The sequence below is a fragment of the Staphylococcus shinii genome (assembly GCF_017583065.1).
In the GTDB taxonomy this organism is placed as follows: Bacteria; Bacillota; Bacilli; order Staphylococcales; family Staphylococcaceae; genus Staphylococcus; species Staphylococcus shinii.
Window position 1 is genome coordinate 369267 of record NZ_JAGEVL010000007.1, and the last position, 20135, is coordinate 389401.

The 20135-nt window shown below is 32.2% G+C and carries 21 protein-coding genes and 3 pseudogenes; 21 read left to right on the top strand and 3 right to left on the bottom strand.

The window, feature by feature from the left end:
* Window positions 1-482: 482 nt before the first annotated feature.
* The 9 genes and pseudogenes from J5E45_RS11550 to J5E45_RS11590 all read left to right on the top strand — a co-directional run bounded on the left by J5E45_RS11550 (window position 483) and on the right by J5E45_RS11590 (window position 4462).
* Window positions 483-818, top strand: a pseudogene (locus tag J5E45_RS11550) (pathogenicity island protein).
* Between the two features lie 3 nt (window positions 819-821).
* Window positions 822-1394, top strand: coding sequence for a hypothetical protein (locus tag J5E45_RS11555; RefSeq protein ID WP_069792486.1), 573 nt, complete (start codon window positions 822-824; stop codon window positions 1392-1394).
* On the top strand, window positions 1369-1539 hold the full coding sequence (locus tag J5E45_RS11560) for a hypothetical protein (protein WP_155278125.1): 171 nt from the start codon (window positions 1369-1371) through the stop codon (window positions 1537-1539). Before J5E45_RS11555 ends, J5E45_RS11560 begins: the two co-directional genes overlap by 26 nt.
* 15 nt (window positions 1540-1554) lie before the next feature.
* Window positions 1555-2151, top strand: a complete 597-nt coding sequence (locus tag J5E45_RS11565; protein WP_208182251.1) for a pathogenicity island protein — start codon at window positions 1555-1557, stop codon at window positions 2149-2151.
* Window positions 2152-2153: 2 nt separating this feature from the next.
* The gene (locus tag J5E45_RS11570) at window positions 2154-2351 is read left to right on the top strand and encodes a hypothetical protein (protein ID WP_107548624.1); all 198 of its coding nucleotides are present in this window, start codon (window positions 2154-2156) and stop codon (window positions 2349-2351) included.
* Window positions 2352-2407: 56 nt separating this feature from the next.
* A pseudogene (locus J5E45_RS11575) lies at window positions 2408-2961 on the top strand (terminase small subunit).
* A gap of 118 nt (window positions 2962-3079) precedes the next feature.
* Entirely contained in the window at window positions 3080-3529 is a 450-nt protein-coding gene (locus J5E45_RS11580; protein ID WP_158262131.1) for an AraC family transcriptional regulator, read from the top strand.
* Between the two features lie 174 nt (window positions 3530-3703).
* Window positions 3704-4240, top strand: a complete 537-nt coding sequence (locus J5E45_RS11585) for a hypothetical protein (RefSeq protein ID WP_208182252.1) — start codon at window positions 3704-3706, stop codon at window positions 4238-4240.
* A gap of 21 nt (window positions 4241-4261) precedes the next feature.
* Entirely contained in the window at window positions 4262-4462 is a 201-nt protein-coding gene (locus J5E45_RS11590) for a hypothetical protein (protein WP_039069874.1), read from the top strand.
* Between the two features lie 34 nt (window positions 4463-4496).
* Here the strand turns inward: J5E45_RS11590 and J5E45_RS11595 are convergent.
* Window positions 4497-4781, bottom strand: a pseudogene (locus J5E45_RS11595) (transposase); the annotation flags it as partial.
* A 74-nt stretch (window positions 4782-4855) separates the two neighbouring features.
* On the opposite strand from J5E45_RS11595, the gene J5E45_RS14400 reads away from it, so the two are divergent.
* Window positions 4856-4972, top strand: a complete 117-nt coding sequence (locus J5E45_RS14400; RefSeq protein ID WP_327621042.1) for a VraH family peptide resistance protein — start codon at window positions 4856-4858, stop codon at window positions 4970-4972.
* A 609-nt stretch (window positions 4973-5581) separates the two neighbouring features.
* On the opposite strand, the gene J5E45_RS11605 is transcribed toward J5E45_RS14400, so the two are convergent.
* Entirely contained in the window at window positions 5582-6610 is a 1029-nt protein-coding gene (locus J5E45_RS11605; protein ID WP_208182254.1) for a hemolysin family protein, read from the bottom strand.
* Between the two features lie 181 nt (window positions 6611-6791).
* Window positions 6792-7640 carry a polyprenyl-phosphate transporter PopT gene (popT, locus tag J5E45_RS11610; RefSeq protein ID WP_101094358.1) on the bottom strand — a complete coding sequence of 283 codons (849 nt, stop codon included), beginning with the start codon at window positions 7638-7640 and terminating at the stop codon, window positions 6792-6794.
* A 365-nt stretch (window positions 7641-8005) separates the two neighbouring features.
* On the opposite strand from popT, the gene sufC reads away from it, so the two are divergent.
* From sufC to J5E45_RS11665, 11 genes are all read left to right on the top strand, one after another.
* On the top strand, window positions 8006-8767 hold the full coding sequence (gene sufC, locus J5E45_RS11615) for a Fe-S cluster assembly ATPase SufC (RefSeq protein WP_017722384.1): 762 nt from the start codon (window positions 8006-8008) through the stop codon (window positions 8765-8767).
* 101 nt (window positions 8768-8868) lie between these two features.
* Window positions 8869-10176, top strand: a complete 1308-nt coding sequence (sufD, locus tag J5E45_RS11620; protein WP_039067861.1) for a Fe-S cluster assembly protein SufD — start codon at window positions 8869-8871, stop codon at window positions 10174-10176.
* Window positions 10177-10327: 151 nt separating this feature from the next.
* A complete protein-coding gene (locus tag J5E45_RS11625) occupies window positions 10328-11566 on the top strand; it encodes a cysteine desulfurase (RefSeq protein ID WP_237282897.1) in 1239 nt (412 codons plus the stop codon).
* Entirely contained in the window at window positions 11556-12005 is a 450-nt protein-coding gene (sufU, locus tag J5E45_RS11630) for a Fe-S cluster assembly sulfur transfer protein SufU (RefSeq protein WP_069792479.1), read from the top strand. The genes J5E45_RS11625 and sufU overlap by 11 nt, the downstream gene beginning before the upstream one ends.
* A gap of 179 nt (window positions 12006-12184) precedes the next feature.
* Window positions 12185-13582, top strand: coding sequence for a Fe-S cluster assembly protein SufB (gene sufB, locus J5E45_RS11635; RefSeq protein ID WP_017722380.1), 1398 nt, complete (start codon window positions 12185-12187; stop codon window positions 13580-13582).
* A 227-nt stretch (window positions 13583-13809) separates the two neighbouring features.
* Window positions 13810-14337, top strand: a complete 528-nt coding sequence (locus J5E45_RS11640; protein ID WP_069792478.1) for a GNAT family N-acetyltransferase — start codon at window positions 13810-13812, stop codon at window positions 14335-14337.
* 365 nt (window positions 14338-14702) lie between these two features.
* Complete coding sequence (locus J5E45_RS11645) at window positions 14703-15728, top strand: hemolysin family protein (protein ID WP_039067857.1); 1026 nt, start codon at window positions 14703-14705, stop codon at window positions 15726-15728.
* 55 nt (window positions 15729-15783) lie between these two features.
* The gene (locus tag J5E45_RS11650) at window positions 15784-16851 is read left to right on the top strand and encodes an NAD(P)H-dependent flavin oxidoreductase (RefSeq protein ID WP_039067855.1); all 1068 of its coding nucleotides are present in this window, start codon (window positions 15784-15786) and stop codon (window positions 16849-16851) included.
* Between the two features lie 216 nt (window positions 16852-17067).
* The gene (locus tag J5E45_RS11655) at window positions 17068-17916 is read left to right on the top strand and encodes a DUF72 domain-containing protein (RefSeq protein ID WP_119605281.1); all 849 of its coding nucleotides are present in this window, start codon (window positions 17068-17070) and stop codon (window positions 17914-17916) included.
* 10 nt (window positions 17917-17926) lie between these two features.
* Window positions 17927-18751, top strand: a complete 825-nt coding sequence (locus J5E45_RS11660; protein ID WP_208182257.1) for a sulfite exporter TauE/SafE family protein — start codon at window positions 17927-17929, stop codon at window positions 18749-18751.
* A 21-nt stretch (window positions 18752-18772) separates the two neighbouring features.
* The gene (locus tag J5E45_RS11665) at window positions 18773-20092 is read left to right on the top strand and encodes a bifunctional metallophosphatase/5'-nucleotidase (RefSeq protein WP_039067852.1); all 1320 of its coding nucleotides are present in this window, start codon (window positions 18773-18775) and stop codon (window positions 20090-20092) included.
* Window positions 20093-20135 lie beyond the last annotated feature (43 nt).

Genomic DNA, 20135 nt, shown 5'->3' on the forward strand with positions numbered 1-20135 from the left:
AAATCTCCTTTACTTGTTAATTTAAAATTAGTAAAACTATTCCAACAATTATAAATAAATATGCTAAGTATGGTTTTGGACCACCTAATAATTGAACTACTCCTGCAAGTATTAAAAAGATTCCAATTAATGTTTGAGGAGCTAAATGTAACGAGTAGAGGTTAAATGTTGCTCCGATATATATGTATAAACCTAATATGACAGAAAAAAACATAGTGATAAGTAACAGATACCTTTTCATAAAGACCACCAATTATAATAATGATTTGATAATGAAATTGCAATAATGTTCACGAAAGAGAACGTTAGTTCTATATATGGCATCGTGTGATTATGTATGATAAAACTATTCTATTGTTGTTATATAGGCATTTTTGTAAATGTTTAACAGTTTTAAAACAGCATTAAAAAGCGAACGTTAGTTTTTTTAAACGTGTAAAAAAGGTATAAAGTAAAATGGATTGAGGTGAAAAAACAATGACATTAGTAAAAGAAAAAAGAAGCAAACCTTACCCGATGACCACTTGCAGATACTCAACGTGATAAGAAATGCTTCGAATAAATATATTACTAAAGAAAAGATATTAAATCAATTAGGTTATGAGATAAATAGCACAAACGAACGATGGATTAGATCAGTAATTAGTAACTAAATTGAGCGACATGGGTATGCTATTGGTTGTAGCTATAAAAAGGCGCAACGTGGCTATTACATGATTAGTAATAAGGAAGAACAACAACAAGCAATGCTCAGTATACAAAGGCTTATCGATGGCAGTATGAGACGTTATGAAGCTATAAAGAAACTAGAGGTATAGTAGGTGAGTATTATTATTGATAATCAATCAGAGCTTGTATATGGCACATATGACCCACCAATGACATACGAAGTAAAAAAAGAAGTTAGTGATTATGAATTACTTACAAGATTTAATCCTTACTACATCTCAGAAAAGATAAGTGGAGCAGAAGAAGATATAGAAATGATGTATGAACGCATTTACCCACGTTTATCTAGTGATGAATACCTACATCAAATATACTATGAAGCTTTTCCGCTAGAGACATTAGCAATAGAGATAATGGAGCAAAAGCAGAAGTTGGATAAGTTTGTTCGAAAGAGTCAAAGAGACTTAAAAGCTTTTTATAAGGTGATAGGTAAGTACACTATTAATGAACAGAATGATATTAAGCGATATATGAAATCTCATGGCACCTATATACCAGATATTATAGACATATTAAAGCGCGAATTGTATAAACTAGTAACAGATAATCGCACAAAAAGAAATGAATTACGAGAAATTAAACGACGTGAGCATAATGAAGCACAAGCGAAACAAATTAAAGAAGAGGGGCAAAGTAGAAATGGCAGAATATGGATCACTTGCTGAATATGAAAAAAATTTAACTAGAATCGTTAATGAAACAGAGCCCTCAAGAATCAAGAAGGCAGATGATAAGTTGGATTATGGCGGAGATAAAGACTTTGAAAAAGTATTGGAAGATAAAAAAGTATTTTTAAAAATTAATGGATAGATAAGGAGTGACAAAATGAAAACACAACATTTATTCGATGAATATAATGATTATATTAATAATCAAGAACAAAGTATTTTAGATTTAGAACAACAAAAGCAAGAACTGGAAGCTAAAAATAAGGCGAATCAATCTAAATATAAAGAATTAATTGCTAGTGGTGAAGATGCCAAAGCAGATGACTTGTTCACTGTAATTGCAGAAGATGACAATAGATTGAAAGCCATAACTAAGCGTTTTGATACGAAAAAAGAGGTTTCACAAGACGCAAGAGACAATAAAACTATTGAATTATTGAAGCATCAAAAAGACTTACCGCATTTATATGCGAATGAAAAAGTTGAACTACTTGAAGAATTAAAAACTGTCGTAGATCAATACAATGTAGTTGTAGACAAAATTGAACGTGTAAATAAGGATTATGAAGATGAATTTTTACATTTTACTGATGTGTATCAAAGTGAGGATATATTTAAGAAGTCTCAAAATGATAAATCAATTACTCTAGCATTAAGGAATAACTTTAAAGAAACATTATACAGTGATTTTATAAATGTTAGTGAATTACCGTTCATACATCATAAAAAATTAAAATTTAAAGGTGGTAAATAGAAATGACAAATACACAATATAAATTAAATAATACTGAGAATACAATAGATAAATTAAAGAAAGCTTATAACTTAGATGATGAATTTATAGATGCAATTAAGCAATCAGTAATTGCAGATGTTAAAGCTAATATGCCTAAAAGTGAAAAGAGTTCAGGCGACAAAATACTTGAACTTGCTAAGAAAAACAGAAAAATTTAATTGTATAAAAAATTGGGCTGGGCTTATGTCTAGCCTTTTTATAAAGAGGTGATTGAATGAGTGAATTAAAGCCAAGACAAGCAAAGTTTGTCTCTGAATATCTAAAGACACTAAACTTAACACAGTCGGCTATCAAGGCAGGATACAGTCCATAGAGCGCCCACACACAAGGCAGTAGACTATTAAAGAATGAAAAAAGATAGCAAACTATCTCAATGAAGTTAAAAGCAAGGTTATTGATGATAATGTGCTTACTGCGAATGAGATACTACATCTTTTGTCTAATGCAGCAGTAGGAGAAGAACCAGAAATGAAAGAGGTAGTCACTAAACGTGGTTAATACGTGAAGAATTCAGATACAGGCAAATACAACATCGTTTACAACGAAAGCGTTGAGGTGATTGAAGTACCTATTAAGGTAAGTGATCGTTTAAAAACGCGTGATTTATTAGGTAAGTATCACACGTTATTTACAGATAATCATGAGCTTACTGGAGATACACCAGTAATCATTAATGTTGGTGAATGGGGTGATGAAGTAGAAGAAGAAATGGATAAGCAGTACCCTAATAGAACTAAGATTATAAATGATGTTCCGTTGGGGGATTAGTATTGTAGCCACTATCTTTATAAAAGGATGGTGGTTTAATAATTTTTTTAAAAGATTTTGAAATATATATTGTAATAAATTTTAAATGGCAGTAGTTTGTAATAGAGGAGATGATAAAATGAAAAAATATATTGAGAATATAGAAAATACCTTTGTAGGTTATTTAAGAAACATAGGTGAATATGGGGAAAATAATATTGTATTAATGGAAGAGTTAAAAAATATAATTAAAGGTAATGGGTTATGGGATGAATCTACAATTATTTATGGTATAGCATTGGATAATCCTAACGAAGTAGATCCATTAAATTATCGATATGATGTTTGTGTAGTGCTAAAAGATAAAAATATGAAGCAATTAAAATATCGTTATATTGAAGGTGGTTTATATCTTATTTTAAGAATAGAGCATACTTCACAAGCAGTGCAAAACTTATACATGCGCTTGCATGAGCTTGTTAGTGAAAGTAGGTATGAGTATGATAATACAAGAGTGATTATGGAAAGATACATAGTAAACGTTGTAGAACAACACGAGTGTGATATATGTATACCAATTAAATATTGACCACCGTAATCATCTATTGGCAGAAATGTTAGTGGGTTATTTGTTATCGTTACATTCAATTATTAAGATTAGACATTTAGGAACATAATTCAGACATATGGGCAATAAAAAACAAATAAATAAAAGGTTATGTACAATGTGGTTGTAGGGAACTAAAAAACAGGGGGTATAGGTTTGGAAAACAAATTTTTGAAATTTAGCACTGTATTTTTAGCAAGTACGATTTTATTACAACCTTTAACAATGAGTTCAGCGCAAGTGAAAGCAGCTACTACAGAGAAAAATAATGACCAACAAGCAAAAGAAGAGTATATTAAGTATAAAGAAGCTTGGATTAAAGCAATTAATGAAATGCCAGAGAGTGATTTTAAAGACCCATCAGTTAAACAAGAATTAAAGAATAACATAGCAGCTTCAGAAGAACGTGGTAAAGCGACAATAGCTGCAAAAGCAGCAGCAGAAGGTATAAGAGCTGTAATGAAAAAGGTTGGCCAAAAAGGCTGGGATAAAATGATTAAAAAAATAGAAACTACTTCTGGTCAAGAGCTTGTAGCATTACATTACAAATCGGTAACCAATTTAGTTAACATGCTTGCACAATCTCAGAAAAAGGCAACAGTAATCATAAGTGATTATTTGCAAAAAAATGCTGGATTAAATAAAGTGGCAGCAGATGGAGTTGCAGCAACATTTGTTGCAGTCATACTATAATTTATAAATAGGAGAGTTTTTATGCCTAAGTCACAACAAGTTTTAGTAGGAATTACTTTATTCTTGCTAGCGTTTAATATAGTTATACCAGTTATAGGAGAAACATTAAATGTTGGAGCGATAGATTTTAGTTCAACTTTAATTAGATGCACTCAAGGGCTATTTATTATAATCTTTGGTATTTTTACATTTAGACAAATTAAGCGAAAAGGATTTAAGTAGCATAAGATAGAGGCTGGGACATAAACATCTCAGACTAACAAAAAAAGGCAATTTCTATTGAAATAATATAGAAATTGCCTTTTTCATTATTATTTTGATTATAGTTAGCTCGTTGAGCTACTACTTTTCTTATATTAAGTGCCATTAATACAAATCCAAGTTCTCTTTTGACTTTATTTATGCCTCTAACCGACATTCGAGTGAAACCCAAAATAGCCTTCATAAATCCAAAAACAGGTTCTACATCCATTTTTCTTTGATTGTAGATTTCTTTTGTTTCTGGTTCTGAAAGCTTTTGATTGATTTGGACTTTTAAATATTAAGGAGTGGATTGAAATGAGTCTAAAAGAAATGTGGAATTACTTATTAAATAAAAAGTGACGTACTAATGATATATTAACGATTATAGCCTGTGTGTTTGTTGTAAGTTTGGTTACAACGCCATTGGTCGGTGTACCAGTTGGTGCTATCGTCTATTTACTTTGGTTTGATAAGAATTTCAAAAAATAGGTTGAAATTAATTAGTATTTAAATTTAATACTAACAGAAAGAGTAATAAAGTATTTCCTAGCAGTTGAGTTTGAATTAAACAATTCTAAGGTGTAAAATATAATTAAGTTTTAATTGATAGATTAGCTAAGTTAAATGTAAAAGGTATGATTGTTACTTTGAATATTTAATGTTATTAGTTATAAATTATTAATTTTAACTGTAATGGGAGAACTTAAAAGAATGAGAGTCATGCATCTTGATGAAGCTCTATTATTAATATATAACATGAATGAAATATCATTTTCGCTATTGATATTTTATTATTATTAAACCCGACAATTATGTTATATGCATTTTCATTTCAGTATAGATGAAAACGTATATAAGTTATGTGTCGGGTTTTATTTGTGACATTTCACTAAATAAAAATTGAATGAAATTACTCACAATCTAGAGTTCTAAAAATCAATTTTCATTTTAATAATTCTGTCATATTAATCTAACTCTAACAAGGATATCTAGTTTAGTATTTCTTTTTGAAATTTTAAACACAACTATAGATAATTAAATACGTAAAAACCGAGACATTCATTTATGCCTCGGAATCATTTGTACTTATTTTGATTATTAAGATTGATCGTATTCGTCTTTAATATCACCGACAATGTTTTCTAAAATGTTTTCCATTGTGATAATACCAAGCGGGTTTTGTTGTTCATCTTCCACTAAAGCTATATGAATTTGGTGTGATTTCATTTGCTCTAAGACTTGATGATATTTTGAATTTAATTTGATTTTAAGAATCTTATGAGTGATTTCTGTAAGCGAGTTTATTTCATTACTTAATAGATCTTTTGCATGTATATAACCTACAATTTGTGTAGAAGTGTCTTTAATCACAGGAAATCTTGTGTAGTTTGCGTTACTTACGTATGCTTTAGTTTCGTCAATATTACTATTAATATCAATAACTGAGACTTGTTCAAGTGGCAAGTAACCATCCGCAATTTTCATTTCATCAAATGCGAAAGCACGGTTAATGTGTGTTAACTCATTTTCAGAAATTTCTCCGCCTTCATGACTTTCTTTAATTAATAGTTTTAATTCTTCTTCTGAATGATATAATTCACTTTCTTTAGCAGGTTGCATGCCAAACATTTTTAAAATTAATCTTGCCGAGCCGTTAAGAATGTATATAAATGGATAAAATAATTTGTAAAACATGATAATTGGCTTAGCAATGAGTAATGTGATTTGTTCGGCTTTTTGGATTGCAATTGTTTTAGGTGCCATTTCACCAACCACAACGTGTAAATAAGTTGCAATTACAAACGCACTAATTAATGTGAATATATGAATCATTGTTTCTGAAAGGCCTAAGCTACTAAAAATAGGATGTAATAAAAACTCAAACGTAGATTCACCGACCATACCAATACCTAAAGCTGTAATTGTTATACCGAGTTGACAAGCAGCGAGATATTCATCTAAGTGTGATACTACTTTTTGTGCGGCAACTGCTTTTTTATTTTCTGCATTCGCAAGTGAGTTAATCCTTGATGTTCTAACTTTAACGATTGCGAATTCTGTGGCCACAAAGAATGCGGTTAAAGCTAATAATAAAATAAATGTAATTAAACTAATAAAGGTTCCCAAAAATTAATTAATTCCTCCGATATATTGTTATTCAATCATTTCTGATTGGTATTCTATTATATAAAAAGTACAGGTTCATAGCTAGTGTAAAGAATTACTTTATGTGAAATAAGATGGTTGAACGATAATGAATGGCTATTAATTTAATTTGTAAATAAATGCAATACCAATTAAAAAATCATTAGTCATCTGCTGTAATTTTTCCTAATTTATAACTTATAATAAATCCTAATATAAGTGTAATGATTGAAATTATCCAAGTTATAAAAGTGCCAGGTAGACCTGGGAACACTGCATAAAGTGAGCCAACTACAAAGCCTATAATAAGGGCGTATGTGAGAAACGTATAATAGGATAGTAAATACTGAATTAATTTACTTGAGAATAAAAATCCACAAATAATACCCAAGCCTACAGTTAATAAAACAGGTACTGCTGCAAAGTTTAATGACAGAAATTCTGAAATAGCAAACATTACTGTGCCATAAACGCCAAAGACGAGTAACATGAACGAACCTGATATACCAGGTAGTAACATAGCACTAGAAGCACAAACACCCGCTATAAAATATTTGATCATTAAACCGAAATCTAATGTTAAAGTTTCTCCAGCGTGTTTATCTCCATTATTTAGCAAAGTAATAACCACTATAATAATGATACCTAATAACAACAATATATAGTGCTGTATACTAAACGTTTGTTTGAATTTAGAAGTTTTCAATAGATAAGGAATAATTCCTCCGATAAGTCCAACAAAAAAGAACATTGTTGGTACTGTATGTGAGCTAAGTAAATAATTAATAAGTTTACTTAATACTCCAATTGCGATAACCATACCCAGACCAATAGGAATTAAAAATTTCAGACTTTCCCAAAATCGTTTTGAAAAAATCCCACTAACGGAACGTATGAAATCATCATAGATACCTAGCAACAGTGCAATTGTTCCACCGCTTACTCCAGGGACTAAATCAGTCGTGCCCATTGCAAAACCTTTCCATAAATTAGACCATTTAATTTTTGACATATCTTTCTCCTTTTTTAATAATGTAGTAATGATATTAGCATAAAAAAATGAAATACAATATTATAAACACTAAGAAGCTAAATGATGTAGATACCATATTTATAATGTGGATTAATGTAAAAAAAGAGAATTTATTGCATTGAGAACATTAAGGATATTTTTATCATTTACAGAAAACATAGTAATATTATCGAAAATTATTGTGTTTTAATAACGATTTTAATTTAGCACTAGAAAAGGTTTATATTCATATATAACTACGTTATAATTAGATGATGTAACAAGTGCTCAGTCTTTTGACTGTAGATTAAAATTATTATAAACTAGATAGGAAAAACATATCATATAATACGGAGGGAATATGTATGCCATCAACATTAGAAATTAAAGACCTACATGTGTCTATAGAAGATAAAGAGATTCTAAAAGGTGTTAATTTAACAATCAACACAGGTGAAATACACGCAGTTATGGGACCAAATGGTACTGGTAAATCAACATTATCATCAGCAATCATGGGTCACCCAAGCTTTGAAGTAACAAAAGGGGAAGTAATCTTAGACGGCGTTAATATCTTAGAATTAGAAGTTGACGAACGTGCAAAAGCCGGTCTTTTCTTAGCAATGCAATATCCATCAGAAATCACTGGTGTAACAAATGCAGACTTCATGCGTTCAGCAATAAATGCTAAACGTGAAGAAGGTGAAGAAATTAATTTAATGCAATTTATCAAAAAACTTGATAAAGAAATGGATTACTTAGATATCGATCAAGATATGGCACAACGTTACTTAAATGAAGGTTTCTCTGGTGGTGAGAAGAAACGTAATGAAATTCTTCAATTAATGATGTTAGAACCAAAATTCGCTATTTTAGATGAAATTGACTCAGGTTTAGATATTGATGCATTAAAAGTTGTTTCTAAAGGAATCAACCAAATGCGTGGAGACGAATTTGGCTCATTAATTATCACGCACTATCAACGTCTATTAAATTACATTACGCCTGATCATGTTCACGTTATGTATGGCGGTAAAGTAGTTACTTCTGGTGGTCCAGAATTAGCTAAGCGTCTTGAAGAAGAAGGTTACGAATGGGTTAAAGAAGAGTATGGTGCTACAGAATAAGTCTCAACTCATATTAAACATATTAATTTAGATGAAGATTTAAGGTCTTGATTTATACCGATGAATTAAATCATACAATCATCAAATGGGAGGAAAAAAGTATGACGACTGAAACTTTGAACATTTCTGAAGCGCAACTAGTTGAATATTCACAAGCCCATAATGAACCTACTTGGCTAACAGAATTACGTAAAGAAGCGTTAAAATTAACTGAAACTTTAGAAATGCCAAAACCAGATAAAACAAAAATTAACAGATGGGATTTTGACTCATTTAAGCAACACGAAACAATAGGTAGCGTATATCATACGTTAGAAGAATTACCAGAAGCAGTAAAAGATATTATCGATATAGATAATTCTGAGAATTTGATTATTCAACATAATAATACATTGGCTTTTACTAAAGTTTCTGATTCTGCAAAAAATGATGGCGTTATTGTTGAAGGTTTATCTGAGGCATTAGTTAATCATCCAGATTTAGTAAAACAATATTTCATGAATGAAACTGTTACTGTTGATGAACACAGATTAACAGCATTACACACAGCATTATTAAACGGTGGCGTATTTGTATATGTACCTAAAAATGTAGTTGTAGAACATCCAATTCAATATGTTGTCTTACATGACGATGAACAAGCAAGTTTCTACAATCATGTCATTATTAGCACAGAGGAAAGTGCAGAAGTGACATATGTTGAAAACTATCTATCAAATGCTAGCGGAGAAGGCAACCAATTGAATATCATTTCAGAAGTAAATGCAGGAGCAAACTCAAAAATCACTTATGGTTCTGTAGATTATTTAGATAAAGGCTTTACTGGTCATATTATCCGCCGTGGCGTTACTCAAGCAGATGCTACAATTAATTGGGCACTTGGACTTATGAATGAAGGTAGCCAGATTATTGATAATACAACAAACTTAATTGGTGACCGTTCAGAAAGTGAATTAAAATCTGTTGTTGTTGGTACAGGTAGCCAAAAAGTTAATTTAACATCAAAAATTGTTCAATATGGTAAAGAAACAAATGGCTATATTTTAAAACACGGTGTTATGCTTGAAAGTGCCTCAACAGTATTTAATGGTATTGGATACATCAAACATGGTGGCGCTAAATCAAATGCTAACCAAGAATCTCGTGTATTGATGTTATCTGAAAATGCTCGTGGGGATGCTAACCCAATTTTATTAATTGATGAAGATGATGTAGAAGCAGGACACGCAGCTTCAGTTGGCCGCGTAGACCCAGAGCAATTATACTACTTAATGAGTCGTGGTATTTCTCGTAGAGAAGCAGAGCGCCTAGTTATTCATGGTTTCTTAGATCCAGTAGTTCGTGAACTACCAATTGAAGATGTTAAACGTCAATTACGTGAAGTAATTGAATTAAAAGTAAATAAATAGAGTTAAAATTGAAGTTAAGACAATAGTAATTAAAGCGGGAAGTCCAATTTTGACCGTAGCGATAAAAATAGTATAACGATCTATCAATTGTGACTGAACCTTTGCTAAGGTCTGCATATTGATTTTTAATAAAGGAAGGCCTGTGAGTAATTTGACTGATACTTTAAATGTTACTGAAATTATAAAAGATTTTCCAATTCTCAATCAACAAGTTAATGGCAATCGCTTGGCTTATTTAGATACAACTGCTACTAGTCAGACACCCGTGCAAGTTATTGATGCAATGGCTGATTATTATAAACGTTATAATTCAAATGTACATCGTGGTGTACACACATTAGGGTCATTAGCGACAGATGGTTATGAAAGTGCTCGTGAAACAGTGAGACGTTTTATTAATGCAAAATACTTTGAAGAAGTCATTTTCACTAGAGGTACAACAGCATCAATAAATATTGTCGCTCACAGTTATGGGGATGCTAACATTTCAGAAGGCGATGAAATTGTCGTCACGGAGATGGAACATCATGCTAACATCGTGCCATGGCAACAATTGGCTAAGCGTAAAAATGCATCATTAAAATTTATCCCAATGACTGACGACGGAGAATTAGCAATTGAAGATGTCAAAGCTACAATTAATGATAATACAAAAATTGTAGCTGTAGCACACGTATCCAACGTACTTGGCACAATTAATGATATCAAAGCAATAACAGAAGTTGCACATGAACATGGCGCAATCATTAGCGTGGATGGTGCACAAGCAGCGCCTCACATGGCATTGGATATGCAAGAATTAGATGTTGATTTTTACAGCTTTAGTGGTCATAAAATGCTTGGTCCGACAGGTATTGGTGTTTTATATGGTAAACGCGCGTTACTTAATAAAATGGAACCAATTGAATTTGGCGGAGATATGATTGATTTTGTAGGCAAATATGAAGCTTCATGGGCTGACTTACCTACTAAATTTGAAGCTGGTACACCATTAATAGCGCAAGCAATTGGCTTAGCTGAAGCGGTAAGATATATTGAAAGCCTAGGTTTCGAAGAGATCCAACAACATGAAACAGCATTAACACAGTACGCTTACGACAAGATGTCAGAGATAGATGGTATTGAAATTTATGGACCTGCGAAAGAAAGACGCGCTGGTGTTATTACATTCAATATGACTGATGTTCATGCGCATGATGTAGCAACTGCGGTAGATACTGAAGGAGTGGCTGTAAGAGCTGGGCATCACTGTGCACAACCACTTATGAAGTGGTTGAATCAATCTTCTACTGCACGCGCAAGTTTTTATATTTATAACACACAAGAAGATATTGACCAACTCGTCGAAGCGTTGAAACAGACGAAGGAGTTTTTCTCATATGAATTTTAATAATTTAAATCAGTTGTATCGTTCAGTGATTATGGATCATTATAAAAGTCCGAGAAATAAAGGTACTTTAGATAATGGTTCTATGACCGTTGATATGAATAATCCAACGTGTGGGGACCGCATTCATCTTACGTTTGATATTGAAGATGGTTTCATAAAAGATGCTAAATTTGATGGGGAAGGTTGTTCAATTTCCATGTCTAGTGCTTCAATGATGACCGAAGCCGTAAAAGGTCATTCATTAGCAGATGCTATGAAAATGAGCCAAGAATTTTCTAAAATGATGCTTGGTGAAGATTATGAAATTAGCGAAGATATGGGTGATATTGAAGCCTTACAAGGCGTTGCTCAATTCCCTGCACGTATTAAATGTGCCACATTAGCATGGAAAGCACTCGAAAAGGGTACAGTTGAAAAAGAAGGCAATACTGAAGACTAAGATTAAACTGAAGTCGATGCATTGACAATGTGTAAAATTCCATTCAAACTAGGAATTACAACATGATAGCTAATGTAGCTAAAGGTTTAATACATTGCCTATTTAAACAGCATATAAAAAGTAAAACACAAATGATTTTGCACGTAAGTCGTTTTTAATATATAAAAGGAGTGATTTAAATGGCTAAAAAAGCACCTGATGTTGGGGATTATCAATATGGTTTCCATGATGAAGATGTTTCCATTTTTAGATCAGAACGTGGTTTGACGGAAAATATTGTCCGTGAAATTTCAAGCATGAAAGATGAACCAGAATGGATGCTTAACTATAGATTGAAATCATTAAAACAATTCTACAAAATGCCTATGCCACAATGGGGTGGAGACTTATCTGAATTGGACTTTGATGACATCACATACTATGTTAAACCATCTGAAAATACAGAACGTTCGTGGGATGAGGTACCTGAAGAAATCAAACGTACTTTTGATAAATTAGGTATTCCTGAAGCAGAACAAAAATACCTTGCTGGTGTTTCTGCACAATATGAATCTGAAGTTGTTTACCATAATATGGAAAAAGAACTTGAGGATAAAGGAATTATCTTTAAAGATACAGATAGTGCATTAAGAGAAAATGAAGAGTTATTCAGACAATATTTTTCAACAGTTGTACCTGCTGCAGACAACAAGTTCTCAGCATTAAACTCAGCTGTTTGGTCTGGTGGTTCATTCATTTATGTACCTAAAAACATTAAATTAGATACACCATTACAAGCATATTTCCGTATTAACTCTGAAAATATGGGACAATTTGAACGTACATTAATCATCGCTGATGAAGGTGCATCTGTTAACTATGTTGAAGGTTGTACAGCACCTGTTTACTCAACGAGCTCACTTCACTCAGCAGTAGTTGAAATCATCGTTCATAAAGACGCACATGTTCGTTATACAACAATCCAAAACTGGGCAAACAACGTTTATAACTTAGTTACAAAACGTACGTTAGTTCATGAAAATGGTAACATGGAATGGGTTGATGGTAACTTAGGTTCTAAATTAACGATGAAATATCCAAACTGTGTATTAATGGGTGAAGGTGCCAAAGGTAGTACTTTATCTATTGCATTTGCAGGTAAAGGACAAGTACAAGATGCTGGTGCTAAGATGATTCATAAAGCGCCAAATACTTCTTCAACAATTGTTTCTAAATCAATTTCTAAAGATGGCGGTAAAGTTGTTTATCGTGGTATCGTTCACTTTGGACGTAAAGCTAAGGGCGCACGTTCAAACATCGAATGTGATACTTTAATCTTAGATAATGAATCTACTTCAGATACAATCCCATACAACGAAGTATTCAACGATAATATTTCTTTAGAACACGAAGCGAAAGTTTCAAAAGTATCTGAAGAACAATTATTCTACTTGATGAGTCGTGGTATTTCTGAAGAAGAAGCGACTGAAATGATTGTAATGGGCTTCATTGAACCATTTACAAAAGAATTGCCAATGGAATATGCGGTTGAGATGAACCGTTTAATTAAATTTGAAATGGAAGGTAGTATCGGATAGGTTTGAGCCCCGTCCTTTCAACCTTTTAATATGAAAAAAGCACGATTGATACCATTTTGATACCATTTACTTTTAAATGTTGTCGAATATGCGTATTATATCGTGCTTTTTTGTATATAAATGACTTTAAGGTTGTATTGTCTGCCTCTATGACAAACACCCTTTTAATTTTGAAAATAAGGAAATTGAAAGGAACATATAGTTTTTACTTTTAAGGGGAATAAAACGTGACAGAGCAAAGATTAAATGAAATACAATTAACACGCGTTAAAAAGGATGAATTCGAAGCTTTCAAAAAACAATCTTCATTGTCATTTTTGAATGGCCTTAAAGAAACTTTGCCTGAACAAGAACATCCAGAAAATTTTGCATCAGTTCCATCAGAACAAGATTATAATAAATCTTTTTATTCAGATAATCCCCATATTTATTATTTTTATTTAAATGGTGAGAATATTGGTGGTGCTATCTTTGAAATTGATAAAGAAAATAAAAGAAACCATGTCGATACATTATATATTAATGACAATGCTCATGGACAAGGGATTGGGGCTAAAGTTTGGAAAGCGATTGAAAATCATTTTCCAGAAACTAAAGTTTGGGAATTACATACACCTTATTTTGAAAAGCGTAATATCCATTTCTACATAAATAAATGCAATTTTCATATTACAGGATTTTATAAAGAAATGTTTGATGTGAATGGAGTTGAAAAAGAATTTGAGTTCTTTAAATTTGAAAAAGTTATGATCTGAATTGTTTAGATTTTGCAATTGTGTGTTATCAAATCTAAGGTTGATAGCAAATGAATCATTTTAGTAACAATGGTGACTGTATTTGTTTGAAGCTGAACGATAGCTCTCTATTCTGATAGGTATTTTTTATCTATAGACATTCTATAACTTTGTTGCTGTGTTACTTTAGTTATATGGTTGTTATTCTACTATATTATTATCCTTAGAATAATTTATTTATCTGAGTTGAATAGCTCTCAATATACCTGCTTTTAACATAAAACGATTTAAAATATTACTAGAATAGCGCGTTTATAAAGTAACTAAAGTGGGAAAAAATATGAAAGTGAATTTATTAATCTAGCTTATTAAAGGAGTCATGAATTATGGTTATTGGTATAATCATACTTTTGTTTGTTTCATTTTTCTTTTCGGGAAGTGAAACCGCATTAACTGCTGCAAACAGGATGAAAATACAAACAGATGCTCAAGAGGGAAATAAAAAAGCGGGAAAATTATCAAAATTATTAACAAAACCGAGTGAATTTATCACAGCAATACTGATTGGAAATAATATTGCGAATATTATTTTACCTACATTAGTTACAATATTAGCAGTAGATATGGGTTTAAATGTTGGTATTGCAACGGCAGTAACAACAGTAGTAATCATCGTTATTTCAGAAGTTATTCCTAAGTCAATTGCAGCTACATATCCAGATAGAATTTCACGTTTAGTGTATACACCTATATCGTTTTTCGTCTTAATATTTAAACCAATCACTAAAATTCTTAATGGTATCACAGATGCAATTAACCGATTTTTATCTAGAGGACAGGAAGAGCAACAACGTTATTCAAAAGAAGAGATTAGACAGATGGTTACTATTGCAGGTAGCGAAGGGGCTTTTAATGAAATGGAACGTAATCGTATTCAAGGGGTTATGGATTTCGAACAGTTAAAAATCACTGATATTGATACTACGCCTCGCATAAATGTTACTGCCTTTTCTTCAGATATTTCATATAAAGAAGCTTATGAGACTGTGGTTTCTAATCCATATACACGTTATCCTGTATATGGTAAAGATATCGATCAAATTATAGGTATCTTTCACTCAAAATATTTATTAGCTTGGAGCCGTGAACCTGAGAATGATATTTTAAAATATACTTCCGAGCCTTTATTTGTAAATGAGCATAATCGTGCTGAATGGGTGTTGAGAAAAATGACAGTTTCACGTAAACATCTAGCTATTGTTCTAGATGAATATGGTGGTACGGAAGCTATTGTTTCTCATGAAGACCTTATTGAAGAAATGTTAGGCATGGAAATAGAAGATGAGATGGATGAAGAGGAAAATGAAAAATTAGAAGAACAAATGAAAGCGTTCAATAAAAATAATATATGACTATTATCGCAATTTAATGGTGTTATTTTGTTAAAAAGGCAAAGGGGCAGATAAAATGGAATTATCGTCTAGAGTTACTAAATTATTAAATATTAAATATCCAATTATACAAGCTGGCATGGCAGGATCGACCACGCCTGAATTAGTCGCGACAGTGAGTAATAGTGGTGGATTAGGAACGATTGGCGCAGGATATTTTAGTGCAGAGCGACTGGAAAAAGAAATCACTTATGTTCAACAATTAACTGATTTACCATATTCAGTGAATTTGTTTGTGCCTAGTGATAAGTTATTTATTCCTGAAAAAGTAGAGCACATGAATGCTTGGTTAAAACCATATCGCAGAGCATTAAATATAGATGAACCTATTGTTAATATAAGTGAAAAACAGCAGTTTGAGGATACGATTGATATGGTAATTGAAAAGGGTGTGCCTGTAGTTTCGTTTACATTCGGCATCCCTAATCAATCAATACTTACTAGATTAAAAGAAAGAAATATTAAAGTCATAGGTACGGCTACCAGTGTGGAGGAAGCAATTGCTAATGAAAGTGCCGGCATGGATGCCATCATAGCCCAAGGTAGTGAGGCAGGAGGACATAGAGGCGCGTTTACAGAAACATCTAGCAATCTTACGCCACTCATAGGTACGATGTCACTCGTACCTCAAATTGTTGATCAAGTGAATATACCTGTCGTTGCAGCAGGTGGTATTATGGATGGCAGAGGTATGGTCGCTAGTATGATTTTAGGCGCTGAAGGCATACAAATGGGTACGGCATTTTTAACATCCGAAGAAAGTGGTGCAAGCCAGCTTTATAAAAATGCAATACAACATAGTAAGGAAACGGATACTGTAGTTACAAATGTCTTTACTGGAAAACCTGCGAGAGGTATAGACAATGAATTTATTCATAAGATGAATGAGTACAATGAAGATATCCCAGACTATCCTATACAAAACCAATTGACTAGCGCAATTCGCAAAGAAGCGGCTCGAGAAGGTAATGCGCAGTGGACACATTTATGGAGTGGTCAAAGTCCTAGATTGGCACAATGTTCATCGGCATCAACATTGATGGAACGTCTTGTACAACAAGCAAATCAATTATTGAATCAGTAAGTATCTATAAATATAATGGGAAAATTACTTATTAGCTTATACTTTAGTTTAAAATATTTTTTGAAAAATAGTAATTATAAGAAATGAGAAGTAGTATTGAAATCAACTTTAATTTTTTGATTTCAATACTACTTCTTATTTTTTAAGTTATAGTAAATTGAATTTAATCAAGTGAATCCACTAAAACATATATGGTATCATTAACTTGGTGATACTATGATAAATATAGGTTTAACGGGCTGGGGTGACCATGATTCGTTATATGAAGACTTGCAGCGTAAGACAGATAAATTAGTTACATATGCAAGTCATTTTCCAATCGTAGAATTGGATGCAACGTATTATGCAATTCAGCCTGAGAGGAATATTAGAAAATGGATTAAAGAAACACCTGAAAGGTTTAAATTTATAGTTAAAATACATCAAGCATTAACTTTACATGCAGATTATCATGACTTTGCAGAGACAAGGCAAATCTTAGTAGATCAATTTAAAACAATGTTGCAACCATTAAAAGATGAAAATAAACTCGCAATGGTATTGGTACAATTTCCTCCCTGGTTTGATTGTACTGTTCAAAATATAACGTATATTCGTTATATTCGAGCACAATTAGAAGCCTTTCCTGTATGTGTAGAATTTAGACATCAGTCTTGGTTTAATGAGTCTTTTAAAGAAGAAACTTTGGCGTTTTTAACACAACAAAATATTATTCACGCAGTTTGTGATGAACCTCAAGTTGGTCAAGGTTCTGTGCCGATGGTTAATCGCATTACGAATGAAACAGCATTTGTACGGTATCATGGGAGAAATGTACATGGGTGGACTAAAAAAGATATGACGGATGAAGCATGGAGAGAAGTAAGGTATTTGTATGATTATAGTGAACAAGAATTAAAAGCATTAATTGATAAAGTGAAAGTACTAGAACATAAAGCCAAAAATATTTACGTCGTTTTTAATAATAATTCTGGTGGACATGCGGCCCAAAATGCTAAAACTTATCAACGGTTATTGGGCATAGACTATCAGGGGTTGGCACCACAACAATTAAAATTATTTTAGGAGCGATTGGATGTTAACAATAATAGTATTGATTTTAATTGGTAGTTTATCAGCAATTTTAGGTTCATTAGTTGGTATTGGTGGCGGGATAATAATCGTACCTACACTCGTTTATTTGGGTGTTGATCATGATTTGCTTGAAGGTATAACGCCTCAAATCGCTATAGGTACTTCATCAGTTATATTAATAGTAACTGGACTATCATCGACGTTGGGGTATTTGAAAACTAAACAAGTTGATGTGAAAAATGGTTCGATATTTTTATTTGGTTTGCTACCTGGGGCGCTCATTGGTTCTGTAATAAGTCGTTACTTAACATTAACATCTTTTAACTTGTATTTTGGTTTATTTTTAATTTTAGTAGCAAGTTTGCTTGTAATACGAAAGAACATAAAACCATTAAAAATATTTGCTAAAGCAAAATATGAACGGAGCTATATTGATGGTTATGGTAAGCAATATTTTTATCATGTGCCACCTTTGATTTCGTTTATCGCAACATTATTTATTGGCATATTAACAGGGTTATTAGGCATAGGTGGTGGCGCTTTGATGACGCCATTAATGTTAATTGTATTTAGATTCCCACCACATGTGGCTGTCGGTACAAGCATGATGATGATATTCTTTTCTAGTGTTATGAGTTCAATAGGCCATATTGCACAAGGACATGTGGCCTGGTTATATGCAATTGTCCTAGTGTTTGCAAGTTATTTTGGTGCAAAGATTGGCGTGAAAATTAATCACTCGGTAAAATCAGAGACTGTTGTAATATTATTGCGTACAGTAATGTTAATTATGGGTATATATTTAATAATTAAATCATTTTTATAAAACAAAGGAGGGGAACTACAGATGAAATTAACAATTTATCATACAAATGACATACATAGTCACTTACATGAATATGCACGAATTACAGAGTATTTGATTCAAGAGAGACCAAAGTTACAGCATCATTCACTTTATTTAGATATTGGCGACCATGTAGATCTTTCGGCACCTGTCACAGAAGCAACCATGGGTATCAAAAATGTCGAATTATTAAATGCGGCGCATTGTGATATCGCTACGATTGGAAATAATGAAGGTATGACAATCTCTCATGATGCATTAAACACTTTATATGACAATGCTACATTCGATGTCACTTGTGCGAATGTCTTTGACGAACAAGGGCGTTTACCACGTAATATGTCATCATCATTCATAAAAGTTATAGACGGGGTACGCATACTATTTATTGCGGCTACCGCTCCATTCACTCCTTTTTATCGAGCTTTAGATTGGATTGTTACAAATCCTTTAGCAGCAATTAAAGATGAAATAAAAGCTAATGAAGGTGCCTATGATTTACTTGTGATTATGAGCCATGTTGGTGTATTCTTTGACGAAAAATTATGTCAAGAAATCCCAGAAATTGATTTGATTTTAGGTAGTCATACACACCACTATTTTGAAAATGGTGAAATTAACAATGGTGTATTAATGGCTGCAGCAGGAAAATACGGGCATTTTTTAGGGGAAGTCACTCTAGAAATTGAAAATAATAGCATAATTAAAAAAGAAGCAACACTTCATCCAGTCGATGGATTGCCAGAAGTTGAGACTCATTTTGATGAAGAAGGAAAAATGTTGTTAAATGATTCAGTGATTGATCAACCAATTTCATTGCCTAGAAGAACAGATACCATTACTCAAACGGCTCATATTTTAGCAGAAAGTATTTTTGAATTTACAAATGCGGATTGTACAATTATTAACGCAGGACTTATCGTAAATGGCATAGATGCAGAGCGTTTAACCGAGTATGATATACATCAAATGTTACCTCATCCAATAAACGCAGTTCGCATTAGATTAAGTGGTCTAGAGTTAAAAAATATAATAATCAAAAGTCAAAAACAAGAATATCTTAATGAACACGCCCAAGGTTTAGGCTTTAGAGGTAATATTTTTGGCGGTTATATATTATATAATTTAGGATTTATTGAGTCTGAGTCACGTTACTTTATCAATGGTGAATTAATACATGATGATGAGACATACATTTTAGGAACGATAGATATGTATACGTTTGGACGTTATTTTCCTACTTTAAAAGATCAGCCCACAGATTACTTAATGCCGGAGTTTTTAAGAGATATCTTCAAAGAAAAATTATTGGAATATTAAAATATGACTTTATACGTTTTAATTTACCTGAATTTTCGTTATA

Excerpts from the sequence above, each read along its gene's own strand:
- J5E45_RS11560 (WP_155278125.1), top strand. The coding sequence starts at position 1,369 with ATGGCAGAATATGGATCACTTGCTGAATATGAAAAAAATTTAACTAGA.
- J5E45_RS11565 (WP_208182251.1), top strand. The coding sequence starts at position 1,555 with ATGAAAACACAACATTTATTCGATGAATATAATGATTATATTAATAAT.
- J5E45_RS11570 (WP_107548624.1), top strand. The coding sequence starts at position 2,154 with ATGACAAATACACAATATAAATTAAATAATACTGAGAATACAATAGAT.
- J5E45_RS11580 (WP_158262131.1), top strand. The coding sequence starts at position 3,080 with ATGAAAAAATATATTGAGAATATAGAAAATACCTTTGTAGGTTATTTA.
- J5E45_RS11590 (WP_039069874.1), top strand. The coding sequence starts at position 4,262 with ATGCCTAAGTCACAACAAGTTTTAGTAGGAATTACTTTATTCTTGCTA.
- popT (WP_101094358.1), bottom strand. The coding sequence starts at position 7,640 with ATGTCAAAAATTAAATGGTCTAATTTATGGAAAGGTTTTGCAATGGGC.
- sufC (WP_017722384.1), top strand. The coding sequence starts at position 8,006 with ATGCCATCAACATTAGAAATTAAAGACCTACATGTGTCTATAGAAGAT.
- sufD (WP_039067861.1), top strand. The coding sequence starts at position 8,869 with ATGACGACTGAAACTTTGAACATTTCTGAAGCGCAACTAGTTGAATAT.
- sufU (WP_069792479.1), top strand. The coding sequence starts at position 11,556 with ATGAATTTTAATAATTTAAATCAGTTGTATCGTTCAGTGATTATGGAT.
- sufB (WP_017722380.1), top strand. The coding sequence starts at position 12,185 with ATGGCTAAAAAAGCACCTGATGTTGGGGATTATCAATATGGTTTCCAT.
- J5E45_RS11645 (WP_039067857.1), top strand. The coding sequence starts at position 14,703 with ATGGTTATTGGTATAATCATACTTTTGTTTGTTTCATTTTTCTTTTCG.
- J5E45_RS11650 (WP_039067855.1), top strand. The coding sequence starts at position 15,784 with ATGGAATTATCGTCTAGAGTTACTAAATTATTAAATATTAAATATCCA.
- J5E45_RS11655 (WP_119605281.1), top strand. The coding sequence starts at position 17,068 with ATGATAAATATAGGTTTAACGGGCTGGGGTGACCATGATTCGTTATAT.
- J5E45_RS11660 (WP_208182257.1), top strand. The coding sequence starts at position 17,927 with ATGTTAACAATAATAGTATTGATTTTAATTGGTAGTTTATCAGCAATT.
- J5E45_RS11665 (WP_039067852.1), top strand. The coding sequence starts at position 18,773 with ATGAAATTAACAATTTATCATACAAATGACATACATAGTCACTTACAT.